This is a genomic window from Nocardiopsis sp. NPDC006198 (assembly GCF_040613895.1).
GTDB classification, from domain to species: domain Bacteria; phylum Actinomycetota; class Actinomycetes; order Streptosporangiales; family Streptosporangiaceae; genus Nocardiopsis; species Nocardiopsis tropica.
Genome location: NZ_JBEXSY010000042.1, coordinates 47,388 through 60,384 on the forward strand (window position 1 = coordinate 47,388; position 12,997 = coordinate 60,384).

The 12,997-nt window shown below is 72.5% G+C and carries 1 protein-coding gene; it reads right to left on the minus strand.

The window, feature by feature from the left end; all coding sequences use genetic code 11:
• Positions 1–21: 21 nt before the first annotated feature.
• A complete protein-coding gene (locus ABZ234_RS23875; RefSeq protein WP_355013508.1) occupies positions 22–12,939 on the minus strand; it encodes an ADP-ribosyltransferase in 12,918 nt (4,305 codons plus the stop codon).
• Between the last annotated feature and the right edge of the window lie 58 nt (positions 12,940–12,997).

The following is a 12,997-nucleotide window of genomic DNA, read 5'->3' on the forward strand; positions in this document are numbered from 1 at the left end:
GGTGATGTGGGTGCAGCACGCTCAGAGCGAACCGTCGTTCTTGAGGGTGAACCAGGCGTCGAGCTGGAAATCACTGATCTCCGCGCCGTCGCGTTCCCAGAGGAGTGCGTTGAGCGCCTTGATCTCAGCGTGCCGGGCGGGTAGGTCGTTGAACGGGTAGGGGGTGGTCTCCGGGCTGCCGTCCGCCCTCGTCACGGGATTTCCGTCGGCACCGTACACCTGGTAGCCCCCGTCGCTGTACACGGCGTCGAAGCGCTCTTTCAGCTTGGGGTGCAGTTCGTCCTCGGGGATGACGGAGTACGTGGTCCTTCCGTTGTGCCCTTCCGCCACTTTCCCGCTGACGCGGTCCACGACGATCGCGTTCACCGCGCCGTTCCTTTCTCCCAGGTCCCCGAAACTGATGGCGGCTTCGGTGAAGGGGTCCGCGTCCGGGCCCGACGGGCGGTCCGCCTTGGTGTTGTGGAAGGTCCCCGTGTCCACCCTCACGGGGGTCTTTCCCCTGAGGATCTTCTTGACCTCCTCGGCGCGCCTGATGAGCAGGTCGCTCTGGAAGTCCTGTAGCGGTTTCCCGTCGACCGTGATGATCCGGTCGTTGTCGTCCCTTCCTGTGCGGTTCTCCGGAATGGTGCCGATAACCCTTCCGTTCGAGAGGTCGCTCGGGAACCGGGGGTCTCCGTCGGGCCTGTCCTCCAGCCCGAGGGCCTCGACGGCCGGTCGGTCGTCGCTTCCCTGGTTCTCCTGGGTGCCGTCCTGGCCGGGCTCCTCGGCTCCGGCGGGCGCGTCGCTCGACGGGTTCTGCCCGGTGCCGGCGGGGGTGTCCCCCGTGGGAGCGGTCGCGGAGTCGGATCGCGGCTGCGCGGAGGAGTGGCTGCCGTCCCCCTGGGGGGCTCGGCCTCCGCTGTTGCCCTCGGAGCCGTCATCGCCTGCGGAACGGTCGCTGGGCCGGTCACCGCCACCGCTGCCGGACCGGTCAGCGCTGTTGCCACCGGACGGGTTGCCGCCGTCGCCTCCGGACCGGTGACCGCTGGAGCCGGTGCCGCCTCCGGCGCCGTCCTTGTCGTCGTCCTTCTTCCGGTCGTTCCCGGGGGCGTCCTCGGAGCGGTCCTCGGTCCCGTCCTCGTCCTTCGTCTCGTCCCCGTCCTCGTCCTCGGACTGCTTCCGGGACGGGTCGGACCCGGCCACCTCGGGCGCCGTCACGGGGGACGAGACTTCCGGGACCCGGCCGTCGTCGACGGCCGGGGCGGTCCGGGGAGTCGTCTCCTCGCCGGAGGGTGTGCGCGTGGTGCCCTGCGCGGAGTTGCCGTCCCCCTTGTCCACGGTGCCGTTCAGCTCCTGGGCGAAGAACGCGAACAGGTCGGCCGCCGGGCCGGAGATCAGGGGCGCCTGTTCGGCCGGGGGCGCGGTCCCCTCCTGCTGGGAGGCGTCCGTGCGGTCCTGGGGCAGGGTGGAGGAACCCTCGCCGCCCCGGTCCTGGGTGAGGGGTCGGGTGGCGGGGGTTTCCTCAGGGGTCGGTCGGGACGGGGGACCGGAGGTTTCCCCGGGGGCCGGTCGGGACGGTTGCGTGCTCGTTCGGCTCTGCGGTGGGTTGTCGGGGGCCGGGTCCGTCCCGGTCGGGGCGGGGGAGCGCGGTTCCTCCCGTGCGGTCTCCGTCGGGGGGACGGGGCGGTCCTCGGAGGCGCTGGAGGTCTGTGCCCGGTCGGGGGAACTCTGCGCCGCACGGCCGCCGAACGGGTCGGCGCCGTGCTGGGAGGGTCCGCTCCCGCCCGGTCTGGTCGTGGTCGGCAGCGACCACCGGGTCCTCCACTCCTGCCGCAGGCGGTCCTCCTCCTGCGGTGTGCGCGCCCTGTGCTGCCAGTTGGTCCTCCAGTCGTGCATGGCCCGGAGCCGGTTGTCCCACTCGCTCCGGTCCGGGTCCGTGGAGGGGGCGGGCAGGTCAGGGGTCTGCGGTCGACGGGGAGCGGGCTGCTCCTCGGAAGCGCGGCCGGTCCGCTCGGGAGAGCTCTGCCGGCCGCGGTCCCCCGTCGGGCCGGTGTCGGCCGGGGACGGCCGGTCGCCCCCGGAAGGGGCCGGGGTCGACGAGCGCAGCTGCTCCAGTCGCAGCCGCATGTCCCTGAGCGTGTCCGAGTCCGGCGTGGACGCCTCCGAGAGGGTGTCCTGGTCCGCCGGCAGGTCTGTGTCGTGGTCGGGTCCGGTCTCCGTGTGGAGGGGGAGGCGCTGCCCGTCGAAGGTGAACACCGCGTCCAGGGCCGCCGCGGCCATCTCCTCCTCGGACGCTGGCGGCTGCGGCTGCTGGTCCCGACCCTCCGCAGGCCGGTCCTGCTGCTGCGGTCCGCTCGGGTCCGTGGAGGGCCCGGGCAGGGCGGTGGTGTCGGACTCCGGGGGGAAACGCTGCGCTCCCCGGGCTTCGAGCCAGGCGGCGTCGTCGGGACCGCCCAGGTCCATGTCGTACCGGAACCCTTCGGGGACGTCCGGGCCCACCGCCAGGGACCGTTCCATGAGCGATCGCATCAGCTCTGCGCGTTCTTCCCCGCTGAGCGAGGCCGCCTCCGGGTAGTGCCTGTCGAGCCAGCGGACGCGCGGCGCCTCCTCCTCGTCGTCACTGACGTCGTACAGGTTCTCCTCGTCGTTCGCCGTGTATCTGTCGGCGGGGCTGTCGACGCGCTCCGGGGCGGGGCCGCGACGGGTCTCGGCCTGGTCGCCGGGCAGGACCGCCTCGTGCCGGGACGGCCCGTTCCCGTCCTCCCCCGTCGGCGTCGCCCACGCCCTCGGTCTCCGGACCGTCGCGGACTCGGGCCGGGCGTGCGTTTCGGAGGAAGGGCCCGAACGCTGGTCCGTGTGGCTGAGGGGCCCCTTCGACTGGTTGCGTGAGTGGCGTTCCGGGCGGTTGTCGGCGGGAGCGGTCTCGTTGCGGGAGGAACCGTCCTGGCCTTGGAGGGCCCTGCCCATCACTGTGTCCCGTGCCAGTTTCTGCCGCGCCCGTTCGAGCACCTCGGCCGCGCTCGGCTCAGGTGCTTGCCTCGGCACGTCTTCCTGCGGCCGGTTGTCGCGCTCGGGCAGCTCGGTGGGTGCGGGGTCCGGGGTGTTCCTCTGCGGGGGCCGGGGAGGCGCTTCCTCCTCCCCGGCCTCCCGCGGCCGGATGTTGAGGGCCGAGCCGAGGGTGTCCAGGAGGTTCGGGTCGGTGTTCCGCTGTTCGGTGTCCTGCTCGGGCTGCCGGCCCTCCTGCCCGGGCTGCCGCTCGGGCAGCTCGACGGCCTCGGGGTCGGCGGCGGGGTCAAGGGCGTTCTGCTGCGGTGCCGGAGCAGGAGGAGACGACGGCTCCTCCTGGATGGTGTCGAGGGCCGGCGCGGTCGCGGTGCGCGGCCGGGGCAGGGACGAGAGGTCGCCCAGGCCGTCGCGCAGTTCCCGGAGTGCCGTCACCCAGTTGCGTACCGCCTCGTCGAAGTCCTCCCGCCGGTCCTCGTAGGTGGTCTCCAGGTTCCTGTAACGCGCCTGGACCTGCGGGTCGTCGGGTGAGGCGATGCGGTCGGAGGCCGCTTTGTCCAGAGGCCAGCGCGCGTCGAGATAGGCCTTCTCCGCGTTTGCGAGCGCCTGCTGGATCGCAGCGAAACGCTCGGTCAGGGGGGCGATCCGGTTGGCGTGGTCGGGCGTGATGATGCCCGTCCTCACCGCGTCGCCGTGGGAGATCCACCGGGTCGTCTTCACGGTGGTCCCGCCCTGCTGCCACCGGGCCGGGCGGGTCGGGACGGACGAGGGGGTGCTCCGGCCGCCGAAAGCGCCGCGCACCGCCCTGCCCGCGGACGCGGCCTTGTCCCCGACGTAGCGTGCCGAGCGCTTGTACCAGGGGCCGCTCAGCTCGGTCCTGGCCCCGATGAACACGTCGGTGTCCATCTCGACCAGGTAGCCGGGTCCGGTACGGACACGGTCGGAGTGGGGAGGCTCCTTCGGCTTGCTCCCCCGTGCGGTGTCGCCTCCGGACGTGGACGATCCCGTGTTGTTGGCCGAGCCGTAGTGGGTGGCCGTCGTCGGAGGCCCCGTTCCGGTGCGTCCCGAGGGGCGCGCCTCGAAACCCATGGTCGTCGTGGACGACTCGTTGTGGAACGGGGAGAAGGTCCTGCCCGTCTCCGAGGAGTCGGTCAGGCGCATGCTCGGGTTGTAGTCCTTGATGCTCGCTGTCTCCGGATGGGAGATGGCGCGCATCATCCACGTGGTCGGGCCCAGCTCGGGCAGTTCGGCGCCCGTCTCCGAGCCGGCCTCGGCGAAGGAGGCCTTGATGCCGAGTTCGGTGAGCGTCTGGTCGATGGCGTTGTTGCGGGAGTTCAGCTTGAGCTTGTCCGCCACGTAGTCGGCCGCCTTCCCGACGGCCTCCGGGGTGTAGCGCCCGTCGCTGACCGCGTCCGCGGGCGGGTTCCAGCCCCACGACTTCGCCAGGACGATCCGGCCGAGGTCGAGGATGTCCTTGCCCTTGTTCTCGACGGACGCGAGCAGGGTCAGGGCGTCGTTGAAGGCGTCTCGGGACCCCGGGCCCCCGGCGGGCGTCAAGGAGCGCGCCATGTCGGTCAGTGAGGCGTAGTTGTCGTTGGAGGGGTTCTCCGGAGCGGTCCGGTTCCCCGTCTGCTGTCCGCCGGGCTGTCCGTTGTTCCCTGCGGGGGTGGCGGTGTTGCCGTCGGTGGTCGTGCGGGTGGTGGTGTTTCCCTGGGGGGTGGTGGTGTCGCCGTCGGTGGACGTCCGGGGTGTGCCGTTCCCCCCGGTCGTGCTCGCTTCGTTGCGTAGGTCGAGGGCGAAGGCCGGGTACAGCTCCTGAGCCCGGCCCGAGTTCCCCGTACCGGTGAAGTCGCGCCTGCGCGAGCCCGGGGTTTCCCCCAGGAGGGAGTTGGCCCTGCCCTGCTTCTCCGAGATGTGCAGGTCGAGTGTCAGCCGCGTGTCGGACGACACCCGCGCGTAGGGCGTCTCCATGGTCAGCTGGGTGGAGCGCTTGTCCGTGTCCCGGACGATCCCGCCGTCGCCGCGCGCGTTCGTCGTGGTGCCGTCGCCCTGCAAGCCCATCAGGTAGGGGCGGCTCGCCGGGGCGGCGCCCCCGGGCTGGTCGCCCCCCGACTGGGGCAGCGGTGTCAGGAGCGAGCCGTGGGCCCCGTGGAACGCGGAGCTCTCGCTGCCCTGCTGAAGCCTGTCCCCTTCCTCCGAACCCTGACGCTGGCGGTACTCCGTCTTGCCGCCCAGGTACTCGACCTTCGCGTCGTCCCTGTCGAGCCGCAGTCTCACGGTGGCGTCCAGGGACAGCGGCGTGCTCGTCGGGGCGTTGAGGTTCCCGATCGAGTGGTCGATGGGGCTGATCTTCACCGTCACCGGTACGCCGGTGTTGGGGTTGAGTCCGGTGTGGGACTTGAGGGCCTTCAGGATGGTCTCCCGGCTGCCCTTGGTCAGCTGCCAGCCCTGTGAGGCCAGGTCGTCGACGAGGCTCTGGACGGCCTCGTTGGGGTCGACCGGATCGAGCATCGTGCCGGAGTCCTCGAAACCCGGGCGCGGTTTCACGGACGCGGGCGGTTCCGGTTCGGGCTGGGGGACGCGGACCAGCTCGCCGTCGACCTCCAGGACCCGGTCCTCGACCATGCCCGACGCGTGGGCGTCGCGGATGTGGATCAGTCCGGATTCCAGGTTGTCGGAGTCGGCCTGCCATCCCCGGTAGCGCGCGTCGCGGGAGAAGGTCGGTCCGATGCTCCAGTTCTTGACGAACTCCAGCGCCTGCGTGATGCGCCCCGAGGCGGAGTAGGAGTACGACATCGGGATCTTGGGGTGGAACTCGACCGACTCGTTGAACCTCGACGTGGGCTTGGTGAGGGTGTAGCGGTCGAACAGGCTCTTGCCCGCGGAGGGGCCGAGCTGGATCAGGGGGGCGCCCGCGGAGTTGGGCGCGGGCGCGGTCCCGCCCGCGGGCTGCTCGGCCGGCTGTACGGGGTTGGGGTTGACGCGGCCTCCGCCCGTGGCCAGGACGGTCAGGTCGGTCCTCCTCCCGTCCCTGGAGAACACCTCCAGGGTGTTCTTGCTCTTGAAGACGACCGCGCCGTCGGACTGCTCGAAGCGGTCGACCGAGTCGATGTCGAGCCGGGTGGACGACGTCGCGCGGAGGTGCATCGGGGAGAGCGCGCCCCCGCTCGACTCCGTGCGGGTGCGTGCGCCGGTGGAGGAGCGCGCCGCCGGGTTGTCCGTGAGGTTCTCCGGGGAGAGCGCGTTCTCGTAGAACTGTCTGCTTCCCTCACCCCGTCTCAGGAAGTGCCGCAGCTTGCGCTCGTTGCCGAGCCCCCTGGAGGGGCGCGGGCCGTCTGCGTCCCTCTCCCAGGGCGCGGTGGAGGAGAAGCTCTCGTAGGCGGCTTCGAGCAGGCTGCTCACCCGGTTGCCGTCACCGGTGGTGAACCGGGTGTTGACGTTCTCGACGGTGGCGGGAGTGCTGCGGAGCTTCTCGGCCCGGCGCTGTTCGACGGGGCGGGTGTCGGGGGTGTTCTCCGCAGGGTTCTGCCGCCCGGTGGTGTCCTGCGCGGTCTCGGTGTCGGGCGCCCGGGTGGTTTCGGTGTTCTGCTGCCCGGTGGTGCCGTCGTCGTTCGTGCGGGTGTCGTCGGCGCCGCCCGTGGTTTCCGTGGCCGGCGGTCTCCGGACGTCGCCGGTCCGGGCGTCGGTGTTCTGTCGGCCGGCGGTGTCCTCGTCGGTCGTGGTGTTCGGCCGGTCGGTGTCGGTGTCGGGGGCTGCTGTTCGCTGGTCGCCGCCGGTCCGGGAACCGGTGTTCTGCTGCCCGGTGGAGTTCTCCGGCGCCGGGGCGGGCGCCTGTTCGACCGGGGGCCGTCGGCTCTGCCCCCCGCCGAACAACCTCTTGACACCGCCGGTCACGTCGCGCGTCTTGCGGACCCTGTCCGGCGTCGGCCTGGTGGGGCCGTCGATCATCTCCCTGACCTGATCGACCGGCAGCGGTCGGATCCGGGTGACCCGCGGGGCGGGGGCGGCGTCGTCCCGGCCGCCGCGTTCCCCGCCCGGCACCGCCTTGGCCGTGTCCATCGTGGCCAGCGCCTCGATCGGGCGGCTGAGCAGGTCCTTTCCCCGGTTGGACAGCGGAGTGTCGCCGCCCAGGACCATGCCGAGGTCGTCGTCCTCGTAGAGCCTCGCCCTGAACCGGACCCCGGAGTTCCAGACACTGGAGTCCTCCGCGTACTGGATGGTCCTCTCGCTCTGGGACTTCATGCCCAGGCCCCGGCTCTTCCCCTTGGTGTCGCTCATCTGGAGGGCGACCGAGAACACGCCGCCGTCGCTCGGGTTGCCGGCCGCGTCGACGGCGTCGATCCGGCGGATGTAGCCGCCGGAGGAGAACCGGAGCGTCTTGCGCTTCTGCGAGCCCTCCGCGGTGGTGATCTCGGTCCCGCCCGCGTACTCGCCCCCGGTGCCCCTCGTGGTCTCTCCGGCGTGTCTGAGCGAGGAGAAGTCCGCGCTGATGCGTACCGCGACGAACGGGGAGCGCATCACTTTCTGGCCCGACTCGAAGAGCGCGCCGGGGTTGAACCTTCCCGTGTCGATCAGGTGGATGGGCCGGCCGTGCAGTGTCAGGCCGTCCGTGCCGCCCTTGAAATCGGACGCGGAGATCGCGTCCATGACCCTGTGGGTGTTGAAGACGGCGGTCTCGTGGTCGCGCCGGAAGGGACGGTGCTCGCGTGTGGAACCGGTCAACGGGCCACTGTTCTCGTGGCCGGGCCGCCGGGCGAAGTTCTTCGGGTCGCGCGCCATGTCGGGCAGGACCAGACCGGGCAGCTTGTCGGCCAGCCCGGTCAGCACCTCGTGCGCGATCTGCTGGTAGATGCTGCGCTGCTGCCCGTCGACGTCGCGGTACTGGCTGCCGTCGGGCCAGGTGAAGTCGCGGGGTACGGCCCCGTGGAAGGTGACCGGGTGCTCCTCGGCCAGGTTCGGACGAGGGGGCCGCGGGTTTCCGGGCTGTTCGTCTCCGGGCGGGCGCTCTCCGGAAGGCCGCTCGCCGGGCGGTCGTTCCTGCTCCGGCCCGCGCTCCCGTTGCTGATCCCGGCCCTCGTTCCCGGTGTCCCCGTTCCGTTCGCCGCCCGGCGCACTCCGGTTCCCGTCGTCCCCGGACCGCTGGTCGCCGGTGGCGTCGGGAACGGTCCCGGGGGTGTTCACCGTCCCGGGCTGCGTGTTGCCCCCCTCGGTCCGGACGGGCTCGGGAGGAGCGGGCACCTTGTCCGGGGGCTCGTCCCCGTTCAGGATGCGGGCCTCCTGGACGGTGAGGATCTCGACGGTGTCGCCCTGGAAGCGGTACACGTCGGGTTCGCCGTCGAAGTGCACGTAGTAGTTGCGCTGCACGTCGTAGGCGGACGACTCGGTCTTGCCGTAGTTCATGCGGTTGACCGATCCCGACGACACCTGCGAGCTCTCCGCGGTCGACCGGCCCCGCACGCCCCCCTCCACCGCCAGCGCGTCGACGCGGGCCCTGTGGGTGCCGCCCACGGCTCCCGCGTCCACGCTGACGCCCGCGCCCAGGGTCCCGCCGAGGAAGTCGCTGTGCCGGAGTGAGCTGCCGCTCTCGTTCTCGGCCTTGTTGCCCTTGATGTACTTCGCGGGCTGGATGGTGTGGGACTTGGCGTCGTAGGCGGTGGGCACGGACTGGACGCTCACCAGCCGGGGCCTGCCCGAGGGGTCGGTGACGGTGAAGACCGCGGGCGCCGAGGTCATCTCCGACAGGTTGTTGCGGATGGACTTCTTGGAGAAGGACTCCCCGACCTGGTCGCGGAAGGCGTCCAGCTTCTGCTGCCTGCGCCTGTCGACGAACCCGGGCGTCACCTTGTCGACCGCGGACTTCCACCACCCGCGGTCCCGCTCCGGGGACCACAGGTGGTCGGCGATCCAGTCGGGGAAGGACTTGTCGGAGGACCCGTCGCTCAACCGGATGTCGCCGACCGACACGGGGTGCCCCTTGTCCGCGTGCGGTCCCACGGGCCTGTGGTCGTCGTTCCGGCCGCGCTGGTGGTCCTCGGTCGCGAAGGGGTCCCGCAGGCGGATCGTCTCCGGGCCGGTGTTGGCCACGACCTCGCCCGGAAGGATCAGGAGCACCCCGTCGGAGGACTCGGCCAGGGCGTTCACGGCCTGGTCCGGCGGGGTGTCGTCGGCTGGAGCGGTGTCGTCGTCGGAGCCGGTGCCGTTGTTCGGGTCGGTGCCGCCCGGCGGAGTGCCGCTGTTCGCCTGGGTGGTGCCGCCGGCCGCTGTCTGCCTCGGGACGTGGACGGGGGTCAGATCGAAGGACATGGTCAGGTCGGAGGCGTAGACCTCGGGCTTGCCCTTGATCTCGTAGCTGGTGTAGCTGTCGTGGACGCTGACCGCCGTGTCCACGGTCTGCCGTTGGCGTGTTCCCCCCGAGAAGCTGAAGGTGAAGCGGGGGCCGATGTCGGCGCCGCCCACCGTGCCGAGGAGCAGGGGGGTGACCTGGAACCCCACTCCGACGAACTTGGTGCCGCCGTGGTTGCCGCTGCCCTCGGCAGGGTTGGCCTCCCCTGCCTCGTCCACCAGCTTCAGCTCGGTGGAGGCCGTGCCCTGTTCCGGCTTGGTGGGTGCGTGGTGGAAGTCCCCGCGGGAGGAGCGCAGCCGCAGATCCGCCCGCCAGGTGGAGCCGTCCGCTCCGGTGACCGTCGTGGAGAACCCCTCCGGTCCGAAGAACACGCCCGTCTGCTTGCGCGCCTGGGCGTCGACCTGCTCCCTGACCGCGTCGCGCACGGTGGCGTCGACGTGTCCGGCGTCGTTGGCGAGGGTGTCGTCCACGAACGAACGCAGGTGCTCGGCGTGGACCATGCTGGAGTTGACCAGGTTGGACGTCAGCAGGTAGCCGAGGTCGTAGGGGGCGCCCGTCCGGTCCGGCCGCACGGAACCCGGGTAGTTCCGGGGCGCTGGCTCCTCCCGTGGCCGGGTGTCGCCGGTGTCGGGCTGCGGGCGCTCCGTGTCCGTGCCGACGGTGGTGTCGGTGTTCTCCTGCGGTGGCGGGGGCGGAGGAGGCTGTTCCGTGTCCGCGGGGGGCGTGGTGTTCCTGGTGTCCGTGGTGAGGTCGGTGTTCTCCTGCTGGGGCGGGAGCGGCTGTTCCGTGCCCGTGGTGTCTGCCGTGTGCACGGGGTCTGCCGTGTGCACGGGGTCCGCCGTGTCCACGGGGTCTGCGGTGGTGTCGGTGTCGTGCTCGTGCCGTAGGGGAAGCGGGGGTACGTGCTCCGTGTTCGCGGGGGTCGTGGTGTTCCTGGTGTCCGTGGTGGTGTCGGTGTTCTCCTGCTGGGGCGGGAGCGGTTGCTCCGTGCCCGTGGTGTCCGTCGTGTCCACGGGGTCTGCGGTCTCCACCGTGCCCGTGGTGTCCACCGTCTCGGCGGGCCCTGCGGTGGTGTCGTGCTCATGCTGCCGGGACGGGGGAGGCTGTTCCGTGTCCTCGGTGTTCGTGGTGACGTCGATGTCGACGGGCTGCGCTGACGGCTCCGGTTCGGCGCCGTCGTTCTCGGTCGGAGCGGGTGTGGGAGGCGGGGGAGGCGCGCCCTCCTCGTGACCCCCGTCCTCGGTCCGTGTCCGCGCCTCCTCCGTGGGCACGCGCGTCTCGGCCTCGGGCGGCGCGGGCGGGCGCACCGCCTCCTCCGTCGTCTTCCCGGTCCCGGTGGTCAGCGGGTCCGGCGGTGTCGCCTGTCCCCGCGAAACGCCGGTCTCGGCAGGGGCGGCCCCGGTGGTCCCGTCGTCCGTGTTCGACTCGGGCGCCGACGGGGCCGGAACCGGCTGCGGGGACGGTCCGGCCCCGGGGCCGGAGGACTCCTCCCCGGTCACCGGTCCGCTCCGGACGGGCGGGCTCTGCGTGTTGAGGGCGCTGTGGAACGTGTCCAGGGGCGAGCCCGCCGCGGGGTGCGCCTCCGGCCCCCGCTCCGTCCGGTCGCTCGGGGGTGTGCCGGTCGCGGGGCCGGGGGCCTCAGCCAGGTCCGGCTCCGCGTCGTCGGTCAGTCCCAGTCCGCGGGCGAGGGAGTCGAGTTCGGCGCCGCTCATCCCGGTGCCGTCCCCGTCCGGGTCCCGTACCTCTCCGGCGATGTCGGTCACGGCGAGGACGACGGGGTCGCCGGAGCCGACCGGGGCGGAGAGCCCCATCGCGTCCATGCGCATGTTCAGTCTCATGCGCGCCGTGGAGCCCGGGGGGGTCAGGTCGGCGATGGACCGCGCCCGGGCGAGGGCGGCCGCCGTCGCGGCGGCGTCGCCGAGGGAGGCGGTCACGTCGCCGAGGGCGATACCGACGGCGATGCTCGCGGCCACGTTGACGGCGCGGGTGAGGCTCTCGTGCCGGTCGGCCGCGTCCTCCGCGGCCGTGATCGCGGCGCGGCGCCGGGTGTCCGCCGTCTCGGCGGCCGCGCGCGCCTCCTCGACCCGGGCCTCGGCACCGTGTCCGGTGGTCCGTGCGGTGCGGGCGGCGATGTCGGCGGCCTCGTAGGCGATGTGGGAGGCGCGTTCGGCGTCGTCGCGCGCGGTGTCGGCTTCCGAGACCCGTGTGAGGGCCGTGTCGCGCTCCCGTGCGGCGTCGGTGATCCGGTCCGGGTTCTCGGGGTCCACCTCGGACGGCTCGGGGATCGCGTCCCGGGCCGCGGCCGCGTCGGCGGCACCGCGCGCGGCGACGCTCTCCGCGGCGGCGGCGAGGTCCGCGGCCAGGGCGACCGTGGCCGCGACCGCCTCCGGGTCGGTGTCGGAGATTTCCGAGGCCAGGTCCCCCAGCCGCTCGGCCGCGTCCCGCAACTGTTCGAGGCGGCCGATCGCCGCGGTCCGGCCGGGGCCGTCGGCATCCCGCAGAGCGGAGGCCAGGTCCGCGGTGACGCGTTCCGCCGCCCCGCGTATCCCGGCCAGGGCCGCTGCCGTGTCCTCCGCGTCCAGGGCACGGTCGATGCGGTCCAGCACCTCGCCCGTCCAGGCCGGGGCCGCGGCGGCCCCGTCGTCGTGGGCGGGGGGCAGGATCTCGGAGTGGAAGAGGTAACCGCGCCCCCAGGGCTCGACCGCCGTGATCCGGTAGCGGGTCCCCCGGGCGAGGATCACCTCGCGCTCGCCGGGGTGTTCGCTCCGGTCGCCGACCCACAGCCCCCGGGAGCCTTCCGGCACGGTCAGCCGCATCAGGTCGATGGGGGAGCCGCCCGCCGCGGACGGAGCGGTACCGAGGGAGATCGAGAGGTACCCCTGTTCCACGTGGGTGGTCCCCGCGAGGGCGCGGGGATCGGTGCTGCCCTCGCCCAGCAGGTGCCGGTGGTGGTACATGCCGTGCACGGCCTCGAAACCCTCGGGGAAGGGTCGGCCGGTGGCGCGGTCCAGGCGCCGGAGCAACGCCAGGACTTCCGAGGAGTCGGGGAAGTGCGCCGGTTCACCGCGCAGGGCGAGGGAATCGGCGATCTCGCCCGCGCGTCCGGAGCGCTCGCGGAGGTTCTCCAGCGCCGCCTCCGGGTACCGGTTGCCGAGGACGCCTTGCACGATCCGCTCCTGCTCGGGGCTCAGTCCGCCCCGCTCCGCGGCTTCCTCCAGCCGTGCCAGGTCGGGCCACCGGCCGCCGCCGATCTCGTAGACCTGCCATCCGGGGTGGGCCCGGCTCTCGTTCCGGATGCGGTCCAGCTCGGCCTGCACCGTCGCCTCGTTCAACGGACTCAGCCGCGCGAAGCGGTTCAGCCAGGGGGAGCGGGTGTAGGCGGAGACCGTGTCCTGGGTCGCGGTGGGGAGCACGTCGAAGGCGTTGGGGTTGTAGCCGGGGTCGTGCAGGAGGTCGCCGTAGCGGTCGGCTTCGGCACCGGTCGGCAGTCGGCGGATCGTCCCGGACCCGGACCCGGACGCGGCGGGGCCGTCGTTGTCCGTCGCTGTCCGGCCCGGCGTCGACGACTCCCCGGACCGTTCTTGCGGGGCCGGTGCGTCTTCGTTGCCGTCCACGAGCGCCGTGTTGACGGTTTTCACGGTGTTCGGTGCGTCGTAGGGGGAGGGGCCCCGG